Source organism: Streptomyces chartreusis (assembly GCF_008704715.1).
Taxonomy (GTDB): domain Bacteria; phylum Actinomycetota; class Actinomycetes; order Streptomycetales; family Streptomycetaceae; genus Streptomyces; species Streptomyces chartreusis.
Map to the genome: position 1 here is coordinate 7,227,830 of NZ_CP023689.1, position 22,191 is coordinate 7,250,020.

Genomic DNA, 22,191 nt, shown 5'->3' on the forward strand with positions numbered 1-22,191 from the left:
CCGGCCGAAGGGCTTCGTCGAACGGACGTTCAGAACGCGGGGCGCTCCGGGTCCAGCCGCGCCATGCCCTCGACCGGCGACGACGCCTCGGCGAAGTGCCGCCTCGGGATCCGTCCCGCGAGCCGTGCCAGCCGCCCCGCCTCCACCGCGTGCCGCATCGCATCCGCCATCAGCACCGGCTCCTGCGCCCGCGTCACCGCCGAGGCGAGCATCACGCCCGCGCACCCCAGCTCCATCGCGAGCGCCGCGTCCGACGCCGTACCGGCACCCGCGTCCAGGATCACCGGCACCTGCGCGTGCTCCACGATCAGCTGGAAGTTGTGCGGGTTGCGGATGCCGAGCCCGGACCCGATCGGGGAGCCCAGCGGCATGATCGCGGCGCAGCCGGCGTCCTGGAGCTTGCGCGCCAGCACCGGGTCGTCGTTCGTGTACGGCAGCACCGTGAAACCGTCGTCCACCAGTGTCTCCGCCGCGTCCAGCAGCTCGATCGGATCCGGCAGCAGCGTCCGCTCGTCGGCGATGACCTCCAGCTTGATCAGATCCGTGCCGAGCGCCTCGCGCGCGAGGCGGGCCGTCAGCACAGCCTCTCCGGCGGTGAAGCACCCCGCGGTGTTCGGCAGCACCCGGATCCCGAGCTTCTCCAGCACGGACAGCACCGAGCCGTGCACCGAGGCGTCGACCCGCCGCATCGCGACGGTCGTCAGCTCCGTCCCGGACGCCACGAGAGCCCGCTCCAGGACGTCCAGGCTGGGTGCGCCACCGGTGCCCATGATCAGGCGGGACGTGAAGGACGTACCGCCGATGACAAAGGGATCGTCGGCCATGGTTCAGCCTCCTTGGACGGCGGTGAGGACCTCGACGCGGTCGCCCTCGGAGAGGGGCGTCGACGGCCACTGCGCACGCGGGACGACGGTTTCGTTGAGGGCGGCGGCCACTCCGGAGGGCGCCGTGGTGACGGACGAGACGAGCGTGTCGAGAGCCGTGCCCGGCTCGATGTGGCGGCGCTCGCCGTTGACCGAGATGCTGACCTGGACGCTCATGCGGGCTGCTCCGTGAGTGCGGCGGGACTGAAGCGCCTCGGCGTGAACGCGCGGGCCTCCTCGGGAAGTTCACCGGTGGCCAGGACGTGCGCCATGGCGTCCCCGGTGACGGGCGTGAGCAGCACGCCGTTGCGGTAGTGCCCGGTGGCCAGCGACAGCCCGGCCAGCTCCGTCGGGCCGAGCAGCGGCGCGTTGTCGGGGGAGCCGGGGCGCAGACCCGCCCGCGTCTCGGTCAGCGGGAGTTCGGTGATGCCCGGCACCAACTCGTGGGCGTCGCGCAGCAGCTCGTAGACGCCGCCCGCGGTCACCGTCGTGTCCCAGCCCAGCTCCTCGCTCGTCGCGCCCACGACCAGCTCGCCGTTCTCGCGCGGCACCAGGTACACCTGGCTGCCGCGCACCACGGCCCGCACGGTCCGGCTCAGGAACGGCGCGTACCGCTGCGGCACGGTCAGCCGCAGCACCTGCCCCTTCACCGGCCGCACGGGCGGCAGTACGGCGTCGGGGACGCCCGCGAGCCGCCCGCTGAGGCTGCCGGCCGCGAGGACCACCTGGTCCGCGGTCAGAGCGGTGCCGTCCGTCGTGGTGACCCCGGTGGCGCGGTCCCGTACCACGTCGACGCGCTCGGCCCAGTCGCGGTGGAGGACCACGCCGGCCCGCTCGCAGGCGGCGAGCAGCGCACCGGTGAGCCGCCGCGGGTCGATCTGGTGGTCGCCGTCCACCCGCAGCCCGCCGCGCACGCCCGGCGCGAGCATCGGCTCCAGGCGCCGGCACTCGCGCCCGGACAACCACTCGGAGTCCAGCCCCGACTGGCGCTGCAAGGCGTGCAGTTCGCGCAGATGGGCGCGGTCGTCGGCGTCCAGCGCGACGGCGAGGGTGCCGCAGCGGCGGTAGCCGAGGTCGTGGCCGGTGACGTCGGTGAGCTCGGCCGCGAAGTCCGGGTAGCGGCGGGCCGAGGCGAGGTTCAGGCCGAGCAGGGTCTGCTCGCCGTAGTGCAGTTCCGTGACGGCGGCCAGCATTCCCGCGGCCACCTGGGCGGCCCCGCCGCCCGGCTCGGGGTCCACCACCGCAGTGGTGAACCCGCGTTGCGCGGCCCGCCACGCCGTGACCAGGCCGATGATTCCGCCCCCGATGACGAGGACGTCTGACGTACGCGTACGCGACATGGGCGTCCAGCCCCTCCCTTCGCCGGCATGACCCGGATCAGGTTCGTACGGTCGGAGGCCGCCAGCCTCCCTCTCAGCCCGGTGCGTCCGGGCTCCCGCGAGTGCTCTACGTTGGCCACCCTAGCCCGCCTCGTTAAGTCTCAGTAAGGGAGCCTCACCCCATGGCCCGCTCGCTCGACGGTCTCGTCCTGGCGCCCGTCGCCGACCAAGCGCCAGGTCAGGTGGGTACCCGCACCCGGTTCGCGTACCACGAGAAGGACGGCGAGATCTGGGCCGAGTACGCCGGCGGGGACGTCGTGCGCGGGCACCTCGTGGGCACCCGGGACGGCGACCGGCTGGACTTCCGGTACGTGCAGCTGAAGCGGGACGGGTCGACGTCCTCGGGGCACTGCGTGTCGACCGTGGCCGAGCTCGCCGACGGGCGGGTGCGGCTGGAGGAGACCTGGGAGTGGGAGTCGCAGACCGGCAGCGGCACCAGCGTTGTGGAGCAGGTCACTGAGCACGACTCCTGACTGACAAATTGTCAGTTGTCTATGGTGATCAGGTGAGCGAGCAGACGACGCAGTCGCAGCGGTCAGTGGTCGTCGCCGGCGCCGGCATGGCCGGTGTGCAGACGGCGGTGGCCCTGCGCGAACAGGGCTTCACCGGAACCGTCACACTGATCGGCGCCGAGCCCCATCAACCGTACGACCGGCCGCCCCTGTCCAAGGCGGTGCTGCTCGGCAAGGCCGAGGGCTCCGCCTTCGACGTCGACTTCGAGTCGCTCGGCATCGACCTGCGCCTGGGGCGCGAGGTGCTGGGCGTGCGCGTCGCCGACCGCGAACTGGACACCGAGGCCGGGCCCGTCCCGTACGACGTCCTGGTGCTGGCCACCGGCGCCGAACCGATCCGGCTGCCGGGCGTGCAGGGCGTGCCCGGCGTGCATCTGCTGCGCACCCTGGACGACGCCGAGCGGCTGCGCCCGGTGCTCGCCCGGCAGCACGACATCGTGGTCGTCGGCGCGGGCTGGATCGGCGCGGAGTTCGCGACGGCCGCGCGCGAGGCGGGCTGCGCGGTGACGGTCGTGGAGGCCGCCGACCGGCCGCTGGCGGGGGCACTGCCCGCGGAGGTGGCCGCGCCGATGGCCGCCTGGTACGCGGACAGCGGGGCGGTCCTGCGCACGAACACGCGCGTGGCGGGCGTCGAGCCCGGCGCGGTGATCCTCGACGACGGCTCACGGGTGCCCGCGGGCGCCGTCGTGGTCGGCATCGGGGCGCGGCCCGCCACGGCCTGGCTGGCCGGCTCGGGCATCGAGCTCGGCGCGCACGGCGAGGTCGTCGCCGACGACCGGCTGCGCACCTCGGTGCCGGACGTCTACGCGGTCGGCGACTGCGCGTCCTTCCCCTCCGGACGCTACGGCGAGCGGCTGCTGGTCCACCACTGGGACAACGCCCTCCAGGGCCCGCGCACGGTCGCCGCCGACATCCTCGGCCAGACCCCCGCGGTCTACGACCCGGTGCCGTACTTCTGGTCCGAGCAGTTCGGCCGCTTCGTCCAGTACGCCGGCCACCACGCCGCCGCCGACACGACCCTGTGGCGCGGCGACCCGTCGGGCCCGGCGTGGTCGGTCTGCTGGCTGCGGGACGACCGCCTCGTCGCCCTGTTGGCGGTGGGCCGGCCGAGGGATCTCGCACAGGGGCGGCGACTGATCGAATCGGGCACGCCGATGAACACGGAGCTGATGACGGACCCGGCACGCCCTTTGAAGGCCGCGGCGGCGTAGCGCGGCGGGGCGACGCCCGTACCGGGTGGACCGGCCTGACTTCCGACTGTCAGTGGCAGATGGCAGGCTTGTTCCGTGACCGAGATTGACGCAAAGACTGATGCTCTCGTCCCCGCCTGGCTCAACCTGCCCGACATCGCCGAACAGCTCGGCGTCGAGGTGACGCGCGTCCGGCAGCTGGTCAAGGAGGGCCAGCTCATCGCCGTACGCCGTGGTGAGAACCGCGCGCTGCACGTCCCCGCCGCCTTCATCGACGGAGACAAGGTCGTCAAGGGCCTGTCCGGGACCCTGACGCTCCTGCGGGACGACGGCTTCACGGACGAAGAGATGCTGGAGTGGCTCTTCACGCCCGACGAGAGCCTGCCGGGCACCCCCGCGCAGGCCCTCAGTGAGAACCGCGGCACGGAGGTGAAGCGGCGCGCCCAGGCGCTCGCCGTCTGATCCGAAGCACGCCACACGCGCGAAGGGCGCGAATCCGAATACCGTCCGGCGTACTGGCCGGGGCCCAGGGCCGCGGTCGCGGGTGACTGCGGCCGCGGCCGGGGCTCCGGCCGACTGCGACCGTGCGAGGCGCGCGGCGGGCAGCACCTGCCGCGCGCACCCGCCGCGCCTCCGGGGTCTCCGGCCGGAAGGGCACGGCATCCGTGGCGGGTGCCCCGAGGGCCGGGTCCGCCGCACCGTCGGCTGCGGCTACCGTGTGCCACCGTCCGGCAACAGCCCGACCTCACCGGCCGGTCCCACCCGCCCGGCAACCCGATCACAGGGGGCACCGCATGTCCGACACCGTCACCGCCGGCAGCGTCCGCAGTCAGCTCGCCGACGCCCGGCTCTACCTCTGCACCGACGCCCGCAAGCGGCAGGGCGACCTCGCGGAGTTCCTGGACGCCGCCCTGGACGGTGGCGTCGACATCGTGCAGCTGCGCGACAAGGGCATGGAGGCCGCCGAGGAACTGGAGCACCTGAAGGTCTTCGCCGACGCCTGCGCCCGGCACGGCAAGCTCCTCGCGGTCAACGACCGGGCCGACGTGGCCCACGCCGCCGGCGCCGACGTCCTGCACCTCGGCCAGGGCGACCTTCCGGTCCCCGCCGCCCGCGCGATCCTCGGGGACGACGTCCTGATCGGCCGCTCCACGCACGCCGACCCGGAGGCCGACGCCGCCGCCGGCGAGGAGGGCGTGGACTACTTCTGCACCGGTCCCTGCTGGCCCACCCCCACCAAGCCCGGCCGTCACGCACCCGGCCTCGACCTGGTCCGGCACACCGCCGCGCTCGGCACCGACCGCCCCTGGTTCGCCATCGGCGGCATCGACCTGGGCAACCTCGACCAGGTGCTGGAGGCGGGCGCCCGCCGTGTCGTCGTCGTACGGGCGATCACGGAGGCCGGCGACCCGGCGGCCGCGGCGGCGGAGTTCGCCAAGCGACTGCGGCAGGCGTAGGCGTAGACGGCCGATGGGGTGTGTCTCAGCCAGTGGGCACCCTGGCCGGTTCCCGGCGGGACGATCCCCGTATTCGGCCGCTGTTCGGCCCTTGTTTGTCCAAGGCGTGGACAACCACCAGACAATTCGGGCAAATGTCCGGCGTGCGGTTGGGGGACCGGTGCCCCCTGGCTAACCTGCGAGTATGGCCCTCGGCACCGCATCCATCAGATCGGACCACGCTCGTACCGTGCGCGAGATGCTCGCGACCGGCAAAACGACGTATTCCTTCGAGTTCTACGCGCCCAAGACCCCGAAGGGCGAGCGGAACCTGTGGAACGCGCTGCGCCGGGTCGAGGCCGTCGGACCCGACTTCGTCTCCGTGACCTACGGCGCGGGCGGTTCCACCCGCGCCGGCACCGTCAAGGCGACCGAGGCCATCGCCTCGGACACCACGCTCACCCCGATCGCCCACCTCACAGCCGTCGACCACTCGGTGGCCGACCTGCGCAACATCATCGGCCAGTACGCCGACGCCGGGATCCGCAACATGCTGGCGCTGCGCGGCGACCCGCCCGGCGACCCGCTGGGCGACTGGGTGTGCCACCCCCAGGGCCTCACCTACGCCGCCGAGCTCGTCGAGCTGATCAAGGCGTCCGGCGACTTCTGCGTGGGCGTCGCGGCGTTCCCGGCGATGCACCCGCGCTCCGTCGACTGGGATGCCGACGTACGTCACTTTGTCGACAAGTGCCGTGCGGGTGCGGACTATGCGATCACGCAAATGTTCTTCGAACCCGAGGATTACCTGCGGTTGCGCGATCGTGTCTCGGCCGCCGGCTGCGACACCCCGATCATCCCCGAGATCATGCCGATCGCCAGCGCGAAGACGCTGGAGCGGATCCCCTCGCTCACCAACGCCGGCTTCCCGGCCGCCCTGAAAGAGCGGATCCTCACAGCAAAGGACGATCCGGCGGCTGTACGCTCCATTGGCATCGAGTTCGCCACGGAGTTCTGCGCGCGGCTTTTGGCCGAGGGAGTGCCCGGACTGCACTTCATCACGCTCAACAACTCCACGGCGACACTGGAAATCTACGAGAACCTGGGCTTGCACCATCCCCCGCAGGCCTAGACCGGCCGTCCTGACATACGTCACACTGCGTAGGCGGCCACTGGGAGAGGGGCGTACATGGGCTGGACGGTCCTCTACATCGCGTTCGGCATCGTCGCGCTGTGGCTGCTCGGCGAGGTGCTGCTGCAGTACAAGGCGCGGCTGCGCTGGCGGCTGCTGGCGTTCGTCGGGTTCCTCGGCGTCGTCGTCGGGGTGCTGATCCCGTCGGTCGTCGTCATCGGTCTGGGCGCGGCCGCCTTCGCGATCGGCCAGACCTACGTCACGCTGTCGTTCCGCCGCGGCTTCTCGGCGGGCTGGGCGGTCTCCGCGCCGGCCCTGGGCCCCCTCGGCAACAAGCGCCGCCGCGACGAGCCGGACCGCCAGGACCCGACCCTGGAGGTCTCCGACCTGGAGCCGTCCGAGGGCGGCTTCGCGGGCCACGACGCCTACGGCCCGGACGGCGCCGGATACGGCGACGACTACGACCGCGACGACGTCTTCACGCCCACCCGGGGCGGGCAGCCCACGGCGGCGGAGTCGAACGCCGTCTACGAACCGCAGCCCATGCCGGAGGACACCGGCTCGTACGGCATATACAGCGACGCCGCCTACGCCGCCGCGGGCCAGCAGAACTACGCCGCCGCCGGCCAGTCCCAGGACCAGTACGCGACGGCCGACCAGGGCTACGGGTACGACGCCTACGCCGGCTACGACCAGCAGCAGTACGGCTACGACCCCAATGCCCAGCAGCAGTACGCCGCCTACTCCGACCCGTACGTCGGCAACCAGAACTACGACGGCGCCTCCTATGACGCCTACGGCCAGCAGCAGTACGGCCAGCAGGGCTACGGCCAGGACCAGTACGCGACCGGAACCTACGGGGAGACCCCGTCCAGCGGCGTCTGGGTCCCCCAGCAGCGCACCGACGAGGCCTACGGCGGCGAACTCCCGCCGGAGCAGCAGTACCCCTACCAGGGCAACGGTCAGCAGCAGGGCCAGGGGTACGACGAGCAGTACCGTTTCTGACGGTTTGTGCGGCCGGGGATCACTGTGAGCCCTGGAACTCCGGCCCCTCCACGATCAGTCCCGCCACCAGCGCGCCCGACATGCCGGCGTGCGGAAGTCCGCCGCCGGGGTGGGACCAGCCGCCAACGGTGAACAGGCCCGCCAGGCTCGTGCTGTTGGACGGGCGCAGGAAGCTCCCCTCCGCCGCGGCGAGCGCGGGTGCGGGTACGGCGCCTCCCTCGGCGCCGGTCTCCAGCCGGGTGTGCACCGGAGTGCGGACCTCGCGCCACAGGACGCGCTCACGCAGGCCGGGCAGGGCCCGTTCGGCGGCGGCGACCATCCCGTCGGCGAACGCGTCGGCCGCACCCGCCGCTTCCCAGTCGTACCGCGCCTGCGACGGCACCGTCGCCGTCAGCACCATGGACTCGTGGGCGTCGTCGGGGCGCAGGGCCGGGTCGTCCGGGCGGTCCATCACGACGGTGGGACGTACGGCGGGCTCGCCGCGCCCGAACGCCTCCAGCTCGCCCTGCCGGTCCGGGGTGTGCACCACCGTGCGGTGAGCGGCGTCCGCGTCCCGTGCGCCGGACAGCGCCAGGCAGACCACGACCCGACCCGGGGACACGCCCTCGCGGGTGGGCCCGATCCCCTCCGGCGCGTACAGCTCGCGGCCGTGCGCCAGCTCGCCCAGGCGCCACGGCCCGGTGCCGACGACCAGGTCCGCCTCGGCCACCGACGGTCCCTCGGCACCGGCCAGTTCCAGCCCCGCAGCGCGCCCGTCCTTCTCCAGGATCCCGGTGACCTCGACGCCGAAGTGGAACTCGACCTTTCTGGCCAGGCACCGCTCGTACACGGCCCGCGCCAACTCCCGTATGCCGCCGCGGACATACCAGGTCCCGAAGGCGTGCTCCATGTACGGCAGCACGGCCGCGTTGGCCGGGGCGGTGCCGGGATCCAGGCCGTACGCCAGCGCGTGGCTCTCCAGCAGGGCGACCAGCCGGGGGTCGCGCAGCTCCCAGGCGCCGACCTCGGCGAGCGTGCCCGCCCGGCGGGTGCGCAGCAGGCGCTTGTGCGGGACCGCGGGGTAGGGCTCGCGCTCCGCCAGCACCTGCCAGTTGGGCCACAGGGGCTCCTCCAGCAGCGGCCTGCGGGTGCGGTCCCAGGTCTCACGGGCACGGATCAGGAAGTCGCCCCAGCGGCCGCCCGCACCGGCGCCCAGTGCCTCGTCGAGGGCGGCCACCACGCCCGCGCGCGATGCGTTCGGCAGGGACGCCTCGGTGCCGTCCGCGAAGACGTGCCGCGCGGACGGGTCGACCTGGACCAGCCCGACGCACGCCTCCAGCGGCTCCTTGCCGGTCTTGATGAACAGATCGCGGTACACGGCGGGGACCGCGAGCAGTCCGGGGCCCGTGTCGAAGCCGAAGCCGTCCCGCTCGAAGCGGCGCACCGCTCCGCCGTACGTCTCCGTGCGCTCGTACACCGCCACCCGGTGGCCCGCGACGGCCAGTCGGGCGGCGGCCGCCATCGCGCCCATCCCCGCGCCGATCACCGCAATCCTCGCCATGCCAGGGACTTTATCGGCCGGCACCGACAACGGCTCACCGACCTGCACGAAGGCTCAGCCGGGCCGTTGCGTCACCGCCTGCGCGAGCCGCTTCTCCGCCCGCCGCTCGGCCCTGCGCCGCAGGAAGCGACGGATCCGGGAGACCAGGAAGTAGAGCAGGAACACCCCGGCGAGCAGCAGGGCGCCCGCGACGGTGGCCGCCGCGACGGGGTGGAAGATCGCGAACGTGATGATCGCGGCGACCCCGAGGTCCTCGGCGAGGCTCACGATGACGTTGCTGAACGGCTCGGGCGAGGAGTTGACCGCCATCCGCGTCCCGGCCTTGACCAGGTGGCTGACCAACGCCGTGGAACCGCCGACCGCGCCCGCCGCCAGCTCCGGCACCGACCCGCTCTGCCCGGCGAGCAGCGCCGCGACGACCGCGCCCGACACCGGCCGGATCACGGTGTGCACCGAGTCCCACGCCGTGTCGACGTACGGGATCTTGTCGGCGACGGCCTCGATGAGGAACAGCACGCCGGCCGCTATCAGGACGTCGGGCCGCTGCAGTGCCTCGGGCACCTCGTCGCTCAGCCCCGTCGCGCCGAATATGCCGAGCAGCAGGACGACGGCGTAGGCGTTGATTCCGCTGGCCCAGCCGCTTGTGAACACCAATGGGAGTACAGACACGGGGGCGATCGTAACCACTGGGCAACACAGGGTCTTGGGGATGAGCACGCAGCTCTGAGTACGCGTACCTAGCCGACGAGATGAGTACGCGCGCGGATGGGGCGCGACCTGCGTGAACGAGAGAGTGGAGACACGGAGAAGGGGATCGGCTCCGGCACCGACGACACGGGGCGCCGGAACGGAGCATCCCCGGATCCGCTCCTTCCGCCGGCCTGGTGTCGGCGGGAGTGAGACCGGGGGACCCGGGGGAACGACCGCACGGGGGTCCAGGGGGACACGGGGGAAAACGGGGGGCGTACGGGGGAACGGGGGAGCACGAGAGGGCGCCGGTTCGAAGTGGCCCGCGGGGGACGCGGCCACTTCGGACCGGCGCTTTCGTGTGTGCGCTCCGGCCGGCCTCAGCGGTGGCCGCTCACCCGGCCCTGCAGCAGCCGGGACAGCGCCGCGTGCACATCGTCCAGGGAGCGCTCCGGCTGGAAGGACTTCCAGTCCAGCGCGGCCACCAGGACCATGCCGACCAGGGCCGCGGCCGTCAGCGGTACATCGATCTCGTCGCTGAACTCGCCGCTCTCCACGCCCTCGCGCAGCACGCCCTCGACGACCGCCACGGCCTGCTGACGGACCACCATCAGCGTGGACTGCCAGGCCCGGTTCGTCCGCCACAGCTCGGCGACGTACAGCTGTGTGAAGGACGGGTACCGGTCGATGAAGACCAGCCCCGCGCGGACCATCGCGTCCAGGGCGTCCACCTTGCCGCCGCCCTCCCGCGCGGTCCGCTCGGCGGCCTCGCGCAGGGAGGCGGTCAGGAGGCCCACTCCGTGCCGCAGCAGCTCCTCGAAGAGGACCGACTTGCTGGCGAAGTTGTAGTAGACCGTGCCCTTCGCCACCCCGGCCCGCTCGGCGATCTCGTCGACGGTGGTGGCGGAGAAGCCCTGCTCGGCGATGAGCGTGACGGCCGCTTCGTAGAGCTTCTGCCGGGTGGCCTCACGGCGCGTGCTGCCGCCCGACGCGGCGCTGCTGCTTTCCATGTGGCTGATTGTCCCGCGCGCGCTCACAGGCTCAGCTCCGGGTGCAGCCGGTCGAGCGTCCACACCTGGCGGCGCCGGGCCGACAGCGCGGTCAGCGCGAGGGCGCCCGCGGTGAAGGCGACGAGCACCACGCACGCGTGCCACACCGGTCCCAGACCGCCGCCCGTGATGAGCCTCCTGAGAGCCTCCACGACGTAGCTCATGGGCAGGAAGGGGTGCAGCGCGTTGAAGAAGCCCGGACTGGTCTGTACGGGGTAGGTGCCGCCCGCGGACGTCAACTGGAGCATCAGCAGGGCCAGGACGAGGATCCGGCCGGCCGCCCCGAAGCGTGCGTTCAGCCACTGCACGATCGCCGCGAAGCACGCCGTCACCAGGAACAGGAAGCCCACCGTGCCCGCCGCGCGCGCCATCTGGAGCCCGACGGCCCAGTGCAGCACCGACATCAGGGCCACCGTCTGGAGCACCCCGATCGCCACCACGGGCAGCCATCCGGCCAGCGCGATCCGCCACGCGGGGGCGCCCGCGGCGAGCGCACGCCGGTTCATCGGGGAGATCAGCATGTACGCCACCATCGCGCCCACCCACAGGGACAGCGGGATGAAGTACGGGGCGAATCCGGTGCCGTAGTTGGGCGCCTTGTGCAGGTCCCGGGAGAGCAGCTGGACCGGGTCGGCCATGACCTCGGTGCGCTGGTCGCGGTCCTTCTTGTCGTAGTCGGGGATCTGCTTGGCGCCGTCGTGCAGTCCGTCCGAGAGCTTCCCGGAGCCGTCGACGAGCTTGTAGATGCCGCCGTTCAGGTCGTGGGCACCGGTCTTCAACTCGCCCACGCCGGTGTCCAGATCGGCCGCGCCGCCCTTGGCGTCGCCGAGCCCGGAGTGCAGCTTCTTGGCGCCCGCCGCGACCTTCGCGGCGCCCTGGTTCAGCTTGTTGATCCGCCCGACGGCGTCGTCGAGGTCCTCGGAGAGGCGGGGCGCGCGGTCGGCGAGACCCTGGGCCTGCTTCTGGAGGGTGGCGAGGTGCTTGTCGAGCTTCTTCAGGTCGCCGTCCTGGTCGGCGATCAGGGTGTTGAGGTCGTCGGCGATCAGCGCCACGTCGGCCGCCGACTGCTTGGCCTTCTTCAGGTCTGAGCAGGCCGGATCGGGCAGTACGGGGTCCTCGCAGCGCGCCTTGTAGATGAGGTCCAGCGCGTCGGAGGCCGTGTGGGCGCCCTTGGCGGCGGCAGGGGCGCGCTCGACCAGGTCGTCGAGGTTGTTGCGGATCGCGCCCGAGGAGTCGGCGACCAGCTTGGCCGTGTCGCCGATGGTCTTCTCGTTGTCCTTCAGGAACGGGCCGATCTTCTTGTCGATGCCGTTGACCTTGTCGGCCAGCGTCTGCGTGCCCTCCGCGACCCGCCGGGAGCCGTTCTCCAGGTCGCCCGCGCCCTTGTTGAGCTTCTTCAGGCCGGTGGACAGCTTGCCGCTGCCGTCCTTGGCGTCCTTCAGGCCGTCGGCGAGGTCCTTGGAGCCCTTCTCCGCCTTGCCGATGCCGCCTTCGAGCCGGTCGGCGCCGTTGGCCGCGTCGACCGTCGCCCCGTGGATGTCGGAGAACGACACGAAGATCCGGTCCAGGAACGACCGCGACGCCTTCGTGGAAGCCGCCTCGCGCACCTCGCTGAAGACCGTCCGCGAGATCTGCCCGACGATGTAGTTGTTCGCGTCGTTCGTACGGACCTGAAGGGCGCCCGTCTCCGGTGCGTCGCCCGCGCTGGATGCGATCCGCTCACTGAAGTCGGACGGCATGGTCAGCGACAGGTAGTAAGTGCCGTTCTCGACGCCCTTCTCGGCCTCGGCCGAGCTCACCTCGCGCCAGTCGAAGACGTCGCTCTCGCGCAGGCCCTTGGTGATGTCGTCGCCGGCCGTCAGCTTCTTCTCGCCGACGGCCGCCCCCTTGTCGTCGTTCACGAGCGCCACGGGGATCTTGTCGAGACGGCCGTACGGGTCCCAGAACGACCACAGGTACAGGGCTCCGTACAGCAGGGGCAGCACCAGCAGCGCGACCAGGGCGGCGCGCGGCAGCTTCCCCCGGCCGAAGCGCCTCAGCTCAAGCGCGGCCAGCCTCGGCGATCGCATCGGCGGCCTCCTTTCCGTCGGATTCCTGCACGTTTTCCTGCGCGTCTTCCTGCGCGTCCCGGGAGGCCGGCGCCTCGTCCGTCGCGTGGGTGGGCTCGGTCGGTGCGGTCGGTGCGGTCGGTGCGGTCGGTGCGCCGGGCTCGGCGGGCTCGGTCGGCCCGGTGGAGACCACGACCGTGCCTGCGGGGGCCTCGCTGCATACCGCGACGACCGTGGTCCCGTTCTCGGCGACGGACCTCAACAGCGCCCAGATCTCGGCCCGTTCGGCGTCCGAGAGCTTCAGGTCGGTGTCGTCGACGCCGAGCAGCTGCGGACGCCCGATCAGGGCCAGCGCCAGCGACAGCCGCAGCGCCTCCGGACGCTCCAGATCCCGTACGGCCGTACGGGAGCCCTTGGGCAGCGACGCCAGGTCCAGGCCGGCCGCCTTCAGCGCGGCGTCGATCCGGAGCCGTTCCTCCGACTTCCGCTCGGCACGCGGGCGCAGCAGCCCGCGCAGCGAGTCCCCGAACCGCCGCTGGAGCAGCGCGCGTTCGTGGAGGTGCTCGGCGACGGTCAGGGCCGGCTCCAGGTCGGTCACACCCGGAACATGGGCCACGGCACTGACGTGCCGCACCGCCGCCATGCGCTTGGGCAGCGCCGAACCGCCCACGGTCGCGGTCCCCTCCGTGGACTTCATCCGCCCGGTGAGCGCGAGCAACAGGCACGTACGGCCGGTGCCCGACGGCCCCTCGATCGTGATCAGCGAGCCGGGCTCCGCCTCGAACGAGACCCCGCGGAACGCCCATCCGCGGGGCCCCTCGAGCCCGAGCCCCAGGGCCGTGACGCCGACTCCGGCCACGGTTCCCCCCATCCCTGCCCCCTCGATTTGAACTGACTGGTCAGTGCAAAAACTAGTCCGAACTTGCGATCGAAGCAAAACCGCAGGTCAGAACGGATTGTCAGTGCCATACCTCACGATGGGCACATACGGCATCCCGTATCGGGCATGCCGTCACACAGACGACAGGAGGTTCGTCATGGCCAGCTACCACGCAGCCGCCGCCCGTCGGCGCCGCGCCACCGGCCCTGCCCCCTCACTGACCGGCCCGGCGAGCGACGTGCACCCCGTGCTCCGCCGGGCCACGGCCCCGCCCGCCGCCCTCGACCTGCTCGCCCAGGCCCGTGCCGGACTCGACGAGGCCGCCGTTCTGGAAACACCCAACGAGAGGTACGCGACCGCGCACCTCGCCGCCCTGCGCACCGCCGCCGCCGTACTGGCCGCGCGCGGGCGCCCGGAGCCCGCATCCAGGCGCCGGGCCCGCATCCGGAGCGCCTGGGAAGTGCTCCCCGAGATCGTGCCCGAACTCACGGAGTGGAGCGCCCTGTTCGCCTCGGGTGCCCGGCGCCGCGCCCGGGCCGAGGCCGGCATCCAGGGCGCGGCCAGCCGCCGGGACGCCGACGACCTCATACGCGACGTGGCGATGTTCCTGCGCCTCGTCGAGCGGATGCTGGTGCTCCAGCCGGTCCTGCCCCAGCCACGCACGGACGCGGACGCCGGCCCGGGAGAGCCTGGCGGCACGCAACGGGAGAGGGACGAGATGCCGGACGCGGGGTGAGGGGAACCGGCTGACAGGGGACCCGGCTGACGGATTGAAGGCGGTCGGGGTGAGGGGGTCGGGTCGTGGAGGGGAGGGCGATCCAGCCGGTGGGGCGGAAGGGGCCCGGGTCACGGCCCTGCCGCGCGGCAGGTGTCCGCCGTGCGAGACGTACGGCGTCGCGCGGCACCGCGATGGCCGAGTGGGCTGCCGCAGGCAATAGGGTGGAGGGCGCCTGAAGCCTTCCCGCCCGTGACCCGGCCGGGGGAGGCAGCCCGCTCGCCCCGCCGTGCAGTCGGCGGTGCCCCGCCGAGGAGTCAATCGCCGTGTCGGACCCGATGCGCCCGCCCGTCTCCCACCAGCACCCTCAGACGGCGTCGCTGCGCTCCGACCCCCCTCGCCCCCGTGCCTCCCTGCGTACCGCCGTGGTCTGGGAGGTCCTCCAGGACGCCCTGGACCGCCGGGTGAAGGCCACGGGCCGCCAGGCGCTGGACGTCCTGGACGCCGGCGGCGGCAGCGGCAACTTCGCCGTGCCCCTGGCCCGCCTCGGCCACCGCGTCACCGTGGTCGACCCCAGCCCGAACGCGCTCTTCGCCCTGGAGCGCCGCGCCGCCGAGGCCGAGGTCGCCGACCGGGTGAAGGGCGTGCAGGGAGACGCCCACGGCCTGTTCGACGTGGCCGAGCGCGGCGGGTACGACGTCGTGCTGTGCCACGGCGTCCTGGAGTACGTCGACGACCCCGCCGAGGGCATCCGCAACGCGGTGGCCGCCCTGCGCTCCGAGGGCGTCCTCAGCCTGCTCGCCGCAGGTCTGGGCGGTGCCGTGCTGGCGCGTGCCCTCGCCGGGCACTTCAAGGAGGCCAAGCAGGCCCTTCAGGACCCGGACGGCCGCTGGGGCCAGGGTGACCCCATGCCGCGCCGTTTCACCGCCGAGCAGCTCACCGAGCTCGTCGAGGGAGCCGGGCTCAGGGTCGGTGCCGTGCACGGTGTGCGGGTCTTCGCCGACCTGGTTCCCGGCGTGCTCGTGGACACCGAGCCGGGGGCGCTGGAAGCGCTGCTGAAGCTGGAGGAGGCGGCGGCCGAGCTGTCCGCCTTCCACTCGGTGGCCACCCAGCTCCATGTGCTGGGCGAGACGGGGGAGACCTCCGGGACCTGAGCCGCCCACTGCGCCCGGACCCCCAGGGTGCGCCTTGATCAGGGACTTGGCTGCACATGGAGTACGCCACAGGCCCCCCGATCCAGCGCGCGGCGCCGTATGATCGAGGGAGACCGTTCCGGCATGACGGGTCGGCCGCTGGGGAATGAAGATCTCAGCGAGCCGGGGCGTCCATGCCGGAGCCCGGTTGGCCAATTGGCGTAGAGGGGCGGGTTTCACGGGGGCGATTCCCTGCCTATCCTGAAGGGACCCCCCGGGTCGCCCCGGCGACTGCACGATGAGGAGGACTCCGTGCCGCTCTCGGAGCACGAGCAGCGAATGCTCGAGCAAATGGAGCGAGCGCTGTACGCCGAAGATCCCAAGTTCGCGACAGCGCTTGAGGGAAGCGGGCTGCGTACGTACACCCGGCGACGGGTCTACCAGGCGGTCGCGGGCTTCCTCGTAGGTATCGCGCTCCTCATGGCTGGAATGGTCGCCAAGCAGGTGTGGCTCAGCGTGGTGGGCTTCCTCGTCATGCTGGGCTGTGCGGTACTCGCGGTGACCGGCTGGCGCAAGGCCCCCAAGCCGGGCGAACAGCCCTCCGGCGGCCAGCAGGCCCGCCGTCAGCCACGCCAGAAGCGCTCCATGATGGACCGCATCGAACAGCGCTGGCAGCGCCGCCGTGACGAGCAGGGCGGCCATTAATTCGAAGAGCTCCCCAACAGCTCCACGACATACGTCAGGGGGGTGACCACCGACCGGTGGTCACCCCCTGACGTATGCCCTGTGACGGCCACCGCGGGCGAGGACGCGAGCCGGTTCGCCGGGCCCTCCGAGCCCGGCGAACCGCAACCGCAGTCGCCACTACCCCTGTCGGCCGGACGTCGACGGCCTCCGCAGCGTCGGACGGGCCGCTGCCGCGCGGCGCTTGAAGGCGATCCACCAGTCCGATACCGCCCAGGCCACGCGCACGCTGGACCGGGGCAGCAGCAGGGCGCGCAGTTCGGCCGTCCAGGCCGCCCGGGACCGGAGGTCGGACCGCACCCGCCGGACGTCGTCCGCGAGACCCGCCGTCGAGTGGGGGACGGGGGCGTAGAGGACCTGCTCCACCGCGTCGGCCACCCGGTGGACCGAAGCCGCTGCCGGCGGGTCGAGGTGACCCAGACGGATGATGCGGGCGGCCGTCTTGCGGGGGGTCTGGGAGTCGTCCGGCGGAATGCCGAAGTCCCAGGCCGTGTCCGTCAGTTCCTGCCACACCGACAGGGTGTGCAGCGGGATGTCCGCCTCGGCGCGGCCGTGCGCCCCCAGCCGTACCGATCTCGTCCTCAGTCGCCACAGCATCGGAGCCGACGGGATCAGCAGTGCCGCGGCCCCGCCGAGCGCCCATGCCAGCAGGACGTACCACTTCGGGCCGTCACCGCCGACGGCCACCGCGGCCTCCGGCGACTCGCTCGCGCACAGCTCCGGGTTCTGCCCCGCGCAGCTCTCGCTGGTCGACGGAGTGGCGGACGGGCCCGTGCTCGTCGACTGCGAGGGCCGCGCCACGTCCGGGAGCGTGGAGCCGGGCGTGTCCGCCTGGGTGTACGAGGGCACCGAGCCACGGGTCGGCGTCGGCTCGAAGCGGGTCCAGCCCACGCCCTCGAAGTACAGCTCGGGCCAGGCGTGCGCGTCCCTCAGCCCCACCGAGACGGAGCCGTCGCCCTGCGGGGTGCCGGGCGCGAAGCCCACCGCGACCCGGGCCGGTATGTCCAGCGAGCGGGCCATCGCCGCCATCGCGAAGGAGAAGTGGACGCAGAAGCCTTCCTTGTCCCGCAGGAAGCGGGCGATGGCCTCGGGACCGCTGCCGACCTTCACGTCGGTGTCGTACTGGAAGCCGCCCGTGATGGAGAAGTACTCCTGGAGCTTGACCGCCTGCTCGTAGTGGCTGGTCGCGCCGTCGGTGACCTCGCGCGCGGTCCGGCCGACCACGTCGGGCAGCGAATCCGGCAGCCTGGTGAACTCGCGCTTCAGCGCGGCCGGCGGCTCCGGGGCGCCCGCGAGCTGGTCCGCCGTCGGCTGCACGTCGAGGCTGCGCACGGTGTACGTCGCCCCGCGCGTGGTCTGGCGGCGGTCGCCGACGACCGTCATGCCCAGCGGCTCGTACCGCCAGTTGCCCCTGATGTCCACGGCGCTCGGCGGGTACGGCATCGGCAGCCAGTTCTGGGCGTACCAGTCGGCCGCCGAGACGGTCGTCTCCACTTCGGCGCGCTTGACGTCGGCGCCCAGGCCGAACGGGGTGGGGAACTTGTCCGGCACCGCCTCGATGCTGCGCTTGGACGGCTGCCAGGTGGTGCCGTCGAAGTCGTCCAGCGACACTATGCGCAGGTAGAGATTGGAGACGTCGGCCGAGTTGGTCTTCAGGGACAGGACCTCACGGTCCTCGTCCACGTTCAGGCTGTCGCGCAGTGACACCAGCGGGTTCACCGCGGATATCGTGCCGCCGTTCCCACTGCCGGAGCCCACGCCCGCGCCCGCGGCGTCCAGCAGGCCGCCGTTCATCGAGGGCAGCGCCAGCGGAACCGCGAGAGCGATGCCCAGCGCGACCACACCGATGCGCCGGCCGGTGCGGACCGGCGCCACCGCGCCGCTCGGCTCCCCGCCCGGCGTCCGCGGCGCCCCGCCGAAGACCCGGCCCCACTGCGAGAGCCGGTCGCGGCCCTCGGCCAGGAGCAGCATCAGATAGCCCATGGCGGCGACCAGGAACCACAGCCAGTCCGCGCCGCCGTCGGACAGCCCGGCAGCCACGGAGTACAGCGCCAGCAGGGGCAGCCCGGCCGGCGCGGCGCTGCGGAACGTCACCGCGAGGGTGTCCACCGCGAGCCCGATGATCAGGACGCCGCCGATGAGCATCAGCCGGATGCCGTCGGACAGCGGCGCCGGGATCGAGTACCGGCTGACGTCGTCCGCGCCGGACTGCAGCAGGTCGGCGAAGTGGGTGAAGGCCTCCGGTCCCGGGATCACTCCGGCGATCGCCTGCTGGTTGGCGAAGGTCAGGGTCAGCAGCATCAGCGCGACCAGGGCCTGCGCGGCCACCGTCAGCGGCCGGGCCAGCGGCACCCGCCGGGTCGCCATGCCCACGCCCGTCTGGATCGCGAGCAGGAAGATCGCCTGGAGCAGCCAGGTGACCGGAGAGACCAGCGGCAGCAGGGCGCACGAGGCCATCAGCGTGGCCGCCGCGGCGCACAGCGCCATCCGTGTCCGCCCGCTCATGCCGCTCCCCCCTCGCCCAGCACACCGCCGGTCGCCACGGCGTCCGTGCGCGCTCGGTCCGCCTGGCGCCACAGGTCGTTCAGCGAGGCGCCCCGCGGCACGCTCAGGGCCGTCCAGCCCGCCTCCCGCAGCATCCGCAGCCGCTCCTCGCCCCTGTCCAACGCGCCGGGCACATCGGTGGGTTCCCGCCCCCAGGTCCCGCTGTCCAGCACGAACGCCACCGCGCCCCCGCTGCGCTGACGCATCTTTGCGGCCACCGTGGCCTGCTCCTCGTCCAGGTCGCCGAAGAAGGCGACCAGCAGCCCCTCGTTGCCGCCGCGCAGCAAGTCGTAGGCCCGCGACAGCCCCGTGCCGTCGGAGTGGTCGATCACCGCGAGGGTGTCCATCATCAGGCCCGCCGCGTCCGCCGACTCCTGGCTCGCGCCCGCGAACCCGTCGGCGCCCTCGCCGGGCACCGAGCTGCCGGTGTCGGTCAGCAGCCGGACGGAGAAGCCCCGCTCCAGCATGTGGACCAGCACGGACGCCGTGCCCGACACGGCCCACTCGAAGGCCGAGTCCGGGCCCGCGCCCTGGAAGGCCGGGCCACGGGTGTCCAGCAGCACGGTGCAGCGGGCGCGCTGCGGCTGCTCCTCGCGGCGCACCATCAGCTCGCCGTAGCGGGCGGTGGAGCGCCAGTGGACGCGGCGCAGGTCGTCGCCGTAGCGGTAACCGCGCGGGATCACGTCGTCCTCGCCGGCCAGCGCGAGCGAGCGCTGCCGGCCGTCGCCGTACCCCTTGGCCTCGCCGCTGAAGCGCACCGGCGGCAGCGGCTCCACGCGCGGGATGACGGTGAGGGTGTCGTACGTCGAGAAGGAGCGGGTCAGCTCGCACATCCCGAACGGGTCGCTCAGGCGCAGCTGCAACGGGCCCAGCGGATACCGGCCGCGCAGGTCGGAGCGGACCCGGTAGGACACCTCGCGGCGGCCGCCCGGCTCGACCCGGTCCAGCACGAAGCGGGGACGCGGGCCGAGGACGTAGGGCACCCGGTCCTGGAGCATGAGCAGGCCGGTGGGCAGCCGGGAGACGTTGTCCATGCGCAGGTGCACCCGGGCCTCGCTGCCTGCGGGCACGCGCGCGGGGGAGAGCCTGCGGCTGCCGGAGACGCGGTAGCGGGTGCGGTACAGCACCGTCGCGCAGACCAGCGGGAGCACCGAGAGCAGCAGTCCGACGCGCAGCAGGTCGCTCTGGCCGAGGACGTAGGCGCAGACGGCGGCGGCGACACCGGCCGCCAGGAAGGAGCGACCGCGCGTGGTCAGACCGGCCAGTGCCGTGCGGATCCCGCCCTTCTCGTCGCGGTCCGCCTCGGCCTGGCCCGTACTGCCGGAGGTCATCCGAGCCTCCGCGGCGGCTGCTGGCCGTACGACTGAGTGCCGCGGCCCAGGCCACCGAAGCCGTGCTGCTGTTGCTGCGCGGCGGGCACGGGGGTGCGCTGGAGGATCTCCTGGACGACCTGCTCCGACGTACGCCGGTTGAGCTGGGCCTGCGCGGTGGGCAGCAGGCGGTGGGCCAGGACGGCCACGGCGAGAGCCTGCACGTCGTCCGGCAGCGCGTACTCCCGGCCGCTGAGGGCCGCGGACGCCTTCGCGGCGCGCAGCAGGTGCAGCGTCGCGCGCGGGGAGGCGCCGAGTCTCAGGTCGGGGTGGTTGCGGGTGGCCCCGACCAGGTCGACCGCGTAGCGGCGGACCGGGTCGGCGACGTGCACCCCGCGCACCGCGTCGATCAGCTTCACGATGTCGTGGGCGTGCGCCACCGGCTGCATGTCCTCCAGCGGTGAGACGCCGCCGTGGACGTCCAGCATCTGGAGCTCGGCCTCCACGCTGGGGTAGCCGACCGAGACGCGGGCCATGAAGCGGTCGCGCTGGGCCTCGGGCAGCGGGTAGGTGCCCTCCATCTCGACCGGGTTCTGCGTGGCCACCACCATGAAGGGGCTCGGCAGCTCGTAGGTCTGGCCGTCGATCGTGACCTGGCGCTCCTCCATGGACTCCAGGAGCGCGGACTGCGTCTTCGGCGAGGCGCGGTTGATCTCGTCGCCGATCACGATCTGGGCGAAGATCGCGCCCGGCTTGAACTCGAAGTCCTTGCGCTGCTGATCCCAGATCGACACACCGGTGATGTCCGACGGCAGCAGATCCGGCGTGAACTGGATGCGGCGCACCGAACAGTCGATGGACCGCGCCAGCGTCTTGGCCAGCATGGTCTTGCCCACGCCGGGAACATCCTCGATCAGAAGATGTCCCTCGGCGAGCAGTACGGTCAGCGAAAGCCGTACGACCTCGGGCTTGCCCTCGATCACTCCCTCCACCGCGTCGCGGACTCGCTCCACAGTGGCGGTCAGATCAGTGAGGCTCGCTCGATCGTCATAGGTCGTCACCCGGCCCTCCTCGGCCCGTTCTTTCCGGGCCGACGCGATGCGCGGACCGGCCCACCCCTTGAACACGGACACCACGCGTGAAGTGTTCCGCGTGTTGCCACACCCGCATTCTTGCTGCCGTTACCGATTCGTGTCACTCGCCTGTGGACAACTGCCTGCGATATGTCGGGTCTTACGGCCTTTTGGGCACGCCCGAGCGCAAATTGACAGCGAAACGACAGGTGCCACGCATGGTCACGCGACTCCCGCGCAACGGTCACACGGAGTCCACCGCACGGCATCCGGGCCGACCGTCGCACGGAGCGCGCTCCGGCGGTTACGCGGGGTCGATCTCGCGCAGCAGCCCCGTCTTCACGTCGAAGACAAAGCCCCGCACCTCGTCGGTGTGCAGCAGGAACGGCGAGGTGCGCACGCGCTGCATCGACTGCCGGACGTCCTGGTCGACGTCACGGAACGCCTCCACCGCCCAGGCCGGACGCTGGCCCACCTCGAGCTCCAGCTCGTTGCGGAAGTCCTCGGTGATGCTCTCCAGACCGCACCCGGTGTGGTGGATCAGGACGATGCTGCGGGTGCCGAGCTTGCGCTGGCTGATGGTGAGCGAGCGGATCACGTCGTCCGTGACCACGCCGCCCGCGTTGCGGATGGTGTGACAGTCGCCGAGCTCCAGACCCAGTGCGGCGTGCAGGTCGAGACGGGCGTCCATGCAGGCCACGACGGCGACGTGCAGGACGGGGCGGGCGTCCATGCCCGGGTCGGTGAAGGCGTCGGCGTAGCGCTCGTTCGCGTCGACGAGACGGTCGGTGACCGTGCCGCGGCGGTCTATCGCACTGTCGGGGCCGGTGGGAACCGATGCAGAAGTCGTCATACCCATGACGTTACTGGTCACGTCCAGAGCGGTCCTGTTGTGAGAGGGGACAAAGAACGTCATCGAGGCTTGTTGTGAGCTAACCCACAAGGGTGGTGTGA

Annotated in this window: 21 protein-coding genes and 1 riboswitch; of the genes, 9 read left to right on the forward strand and 12 right to left on the reverse strand. The window is 72.3% G+C overall.

Going from position 1 to position 22,191, the window contains the following annotated elements; all coding sequences use genetic code 11:
* Positions 1-29 precede the first annotated feature (29 nt).
* The 3 genes from CP983_RS31800 to thiO form a co-directional block, all read right to left on the reverse strand.
* Positions 30-824 (reverse strand): thiazole synthase, encoded by a 795-nt coding sequence (locus CP983_RS31800; protein WP_030945128.1) that lies wholly within the window; start codon positions 822-824, stop codon positions 30-32.
* Between the two features lie 3 nt (positions 825-827).
* Positions 828-1,040 (reverse strand): sulfur carrier protein ThiS, encoded by a 213-nt coding sequence (gene thiS, locus CP983_RS31805; protein ID WP_107907029.1) that lies wholly within the window; start codon positions 1,038-1,040, stop codon positions 828-830.
* Entirely contained in the window at positions 1,037-2,203 is a 1,167-nt protein-coding gene (gene thiO / locus CP983_RS31810) for a glycine oxidase ThiO (RefSeq protein WP_150503409.1), read from the reverse strand. Before thiO ends, thiS begins: the two co-directional genes overlap by 4 nt.
* Positions 2,201-2,312, reverse strand: a riboswitch (TPP riboswitch). (Overlaps the previous gene by 3 nt.)
* Before the next feature lie 52 nt (positions 2,313-2,364).
* Here thiO and CP983_RS31815 point away from each other — a divergent pair.
* The 6 genes from CP983_RS31815 to CP983_RS31840 all read left to right on the forward strand — a co-directional run bounded on the left by CP983_RS31815 (position 2,365) and on the right by CP983_RS31840 (position 7,514).
* Positions 2,365-2,715 (forward strand): avidin-fold protein, encoded by a 351-nt coding sequence (locus CP983_RS31815; RefSeq protein ID WP_107907030.1) that lies wholly within the window; start codon positions 2,365-2,367, stop codon positions 2,713-2,715.
* Between the two features lie 32 nt (positions 2,716-2,747).
* Complete coding sequence (locus tag CP983_RS31820) at positions 2,748-3,965, forward strand: NAD(P)/FAD-dependent oxidoreductase (protein ID WP_189749015.1); 1,218 nt, start codon at positions 2,748-2,750, stop codon at positions 3,963-3,965.
* A gap of 75 nt (positions 3,966-4,040) precedes the next feature.
* Complete coding sequence (locus CP983_RS31825) at positions 4,041-4,406, forward strand: Rv2175c family DNA-binding protein (protein ID WP_107907031.1); 366 nt, start codon at positions 4,041-4,043, stop codon at positions 4,404-4,406.
* A 332-nt stretch (positions 4,407-4,738) separates the two neighbouring features.
* Complete coding sequence (thiE, locus tag CP983_RS31830; protein WP_150503411.1) at positions 4,739-5,401, forward strand: thiamine phosphate synthase; 663 nt, start codon at positions 4,739-4,741, stop codon at positions 5,399-5,401.
* A 184-nt stretch (positions 5,402-5,585) separates the two neighbouring features.
* Positions 5,586-6,509: a methylenetetrahydrofolate reductase [NAD(P)H] gene (gene metF / locus CP983_RS31835; protein ID WP_125526113.1), complete on the forward strand. Its 924-nt coding sequence runs from the start codon at positions 5,586-5,588 to the stop codon at positions 6,507-6,509.
* 57 nt (positions 6,510-6,566) lie between these two features.
* Positions 6,567-7,514: an SCO2102 family sporulation regulator gene (locus CP983_RS31840; RefSeq protein WP_150503413.1), complete on the forward strand. Its 948-nt coding sequence runs from the start codon at positions 6,567-6,569 to the stop codon at positions 7,512-7,514.
* 19 nt (positions 7,515-7,533) lie between these two features.
* Here the strand turns inward: CP983_RS31840 and CP983_RS31845 are convergent, their stop codons facing one another.
* The 5 genes from CP983_RS31845 to CP983_RS31865 form a co-directional block, all read right to left on the reverse strand.
* Entirely contained in the window at positions 7,534-9,054 is a 1,521-nt protein-coding gene (locus CP983_RS31845) for a phytoene desaturase family protein (protein WP_150503415.1), read from the reverse strand.
* Between the two features lie 54 nt (positions 9,055-9,108).
* Entirely contained in the window at positions 9,109-9,723 is a 615-nt protein-coding gene (locus CP983_RS31850) for a DUF4126 domain-containing protein (RefSeq protein ID WP_150503416.1), read from the reverse strand.
* 398 nt (positions 9,724-10,121) lie between these two features.
* Positions 10,122-10,751, reverse strand: a complete 630-nt coding sequence (locus tag CP983_RS31855; RefSeq protein WP_093745706.1) for a TetR/AcrR family transcriptional regulator — start codon at positions 10,749-10,751, stop codon at positions 10,122-10,124.
* 23 nt (positions 10,752-10,774) lie between these two features.
* The gene (locus CP983_RS31860) at positions 10,775-12,859 is read right to left on the reverse strand and encodes a YhgE/Pip family protein (protein ID WP_150503418.1); all 2,085 of its coding nucleotides are present in this window, start codon (positions 12,857-12,859) and stop codon (positions 10,775-10,777) included.
* The gene (locus tag CP983_RS31865) at positions 12,831-13,709 is read right to left on the reverse strand and encodes an ATP-binding cassette domain-containing protein (protein WP_150503420.1); all 879 of its coding nucleotides are present in this window, start codon (positions 13,707-13,709) and stop codon (positions 12,831-12,833) included. The genes CP983_RS31860 and CP983_RS31865 overlap by 29 nt, the downstream gene beginning before the upstream one ends.
* A gap of 166 nt (positions 13,710-13,875) precedes the next feature.
* Between CP983_RS31865 and CP983_RS31870 the strand changes: the two genes are divergently transcribed.
* From CP983_RS31870 to CP983_RS31880, 3 genes are all read left to right on the forward strand, one after another.
* The gene (locus CP983_RS31870; protein WP_150503422.1) at positions 13,876-14,454 is read left to right on the forward strand and encodes an SAV_6107 family HEPN domain-containing protein; all 579 of its coding nucleotides are present in this window, start codon (positions 13,876-13,878) and stop codon (positions 14,452-14,454) included.
* A 305-nt stretch (positions 14,455-14,759) separates the two neighbouring features.
* Entirely contained in the window at positions 14,760-15,587 is an 828-nt protein-coding gene (locus CP983_RS31875; RefSeq protein ID WP_167537795.1) for a class I SAM-dependent methyltransferase, read from the forward strand.
* A 291-nt stretch (positions 15,588-15,878) separates the two neighbouring features.
* Complete coding sequence (locus tag CP983_RS31880) at positions 15,879-16,271, forward strand: DUF3040 domain-containing protein (RefSeq protein ID WP_030956416.1); 393 nt, start codon at positions 15,879-15,881, stop codon at positions 16,269-16,271.
* 159 nt (positions 16,272-16,430) lie between these two features.
* Here CP983_RS31880 and CP983_RS31885 read toward each other — a convergent pair whose 3' ends face one another.
* From CP983_RS31885 to CP983_RS31900, 4 genes are all read right to left on the reverse strand, one after another.
* Entirely contained in the window at positions 16,431-18,815 is a 2,385-nt protein-coding gene (locus tag CP983_RS31885; protein WP_150503424.1) for a transglutaminase TgpA family protein, read from the reverse strand.
* Positions 18,812-20,185, reverse strand: a complete 1,374-nt coding sequence (locus tag CP983_RS31890) for a DUF58 domain-containing protein (protein WP_107907040.1) — start codon at positions 20,183-20,185, stop codon at positions 18,812-18,814. The genes CP983_RS31885 and CP983_RS31890 overlap by 4 nt, the downstream gene beginning before the upstream one ends.
* Positions 20,182-21,225 (reverse strand): AAA family ATPase, encoded by a 1,044-nt coding sequence (locus CP983_RS31895; RefSeq protein WP_150503426.1) that lies wholly within the window; start codon positions 21,223-21,225, stop codon positions 20,182-20,184. The genes CP983_RS31890 and CP983_RS31895 overlap by 4 nt, the downstream gene beginning before the upstream one ends.
* A 316-nt stretch (positions 21,226-21,541) precedes the next feature.
* On the reverse strand, positions 21,542-22,090 hold the full coding sequence (locus CP983_RS31900; protein WP_125529055.1) for a beta-class carbonic anhydrase: 549 nt from the start codon (positions 22,088-22,090) through the stop codon (positions 21,542-21,544).
* Positions 22,091-22,191: the final 101 nt, after the last annotated feature.

What these genes read in the sequence shown, in the direction of transcription:
- CP983_RS31800 (WP_030945128.1), bottom strand. Translation starts at nt 824, where the DNA reads ATGGCCGACGATCCCTTTGTCATCGGCGGTACGTCCTTCACGTCCCGC.
- thiS (WP_107907029.1), bottom strand. Translation starts at nt 1,040, where the DNA reads ATGAGCGTCCAGGTCAGCATCTCGGTCAACGGCGAGCGCCGCCACATC.
- thiO (WP_150503409.1), bottom strand. Translation starts at nt 2,203, where the DNA reads ATGTCGCGTACGCGTACGTCAGACGTCCTCGTCATCGGGGGCGGAATC.
- CP983_RS31815 (WP_107907030.1), top strand. Translation starts at nt 2,365, where the DNA reads ATGGCCCGCTCGCTCGACGGTCTCGTCCTGGCGCCCGTCGCCGACCAA.
- thiE (WP_150503411.1), top strand. Translation starts at nt 4,739, where the DNA reads ATGTCCGACACCGTCACCGCCGGCAGCGTCCGCAGTCAGCTCGCCGAC.
- metF (WP_125526113.1), top strand. Translation starts at nt 5,586, where the DNA reads ATGGCCCTCGGCACCGCATCCATCAGATCGGACCACGCTCGTACCGTG.
- CP983_RS31840 (WP_150503413.1), top strand. Translation starts at nt 6,567, where the DNA reads ATGGGCTGGACGGTCCTCTACATCGCGTTCGGCATCGTCGCGCTGTGG.
- CP983_RS31845 (WP_150503415.1), bottom strand. Translation starts at nt 9,054, where the DNA reads ATGGCGAGGATTGCGGTGATCGGCGCGGGGATGGGCGCGATGGCGGCC.
- CP983_RS31855 (WP_093745706.1), bottom strand. Translation starts at nt 10,751, where the DNA reads ATGGAAAGCAGCAGCGCCGCGTCGGGCGGCAGCACGCGCCGTGAGGCC.
- CP983_RS31860 (WP_150503418.1), bottom strand. Translation starts at nt 12,859, where the DNA reads ATGCGATCGCCGAGGCTGGCCGCGCTTGAGCTGAGGCGCTTCGGCCGG.
- CP983_RS31865 (WP_150503420.1), bottom strand. Translation starts at nt 13,709, where the DNA reads ATGGGGGGAACCGTGGCCGGAGTCGGCGTCACGGCCCTGGGGCTCGGG.
- CP983_RS31870 (WP_150503422.1), top strand. Translation starts at nt 13,876, where the DNA reads ATGGCCAGCTACCACGCAGCCGCCGCCCGTCGGCGCCGCGCCACCGGC.
- CP983_RS31885 (WP_150503424.1), bottom strand. Translation starts at nt 18,815, where the DNA reads ATGAGCGGGCGGACACGGATGGCGCTGTGCGCCGCGGCGGCCACGCTG.
- CP983_RS31890 (WP_107907040.1), bottom strand. Translation starts at nt 20,185, where the DNA reads ATGACCTCCGGCAGTACGGGCCAGGCCGAGGCGGACCGCGACGAGAAG.
- CP983_RS31900 (WP_125529055.1), bottom strand. Translation starts at nt 22,090, where the DNA reads ATGACGACTTCTGCATCGGTTCCCACCGGCCCCGACAGTGCGATAGAC.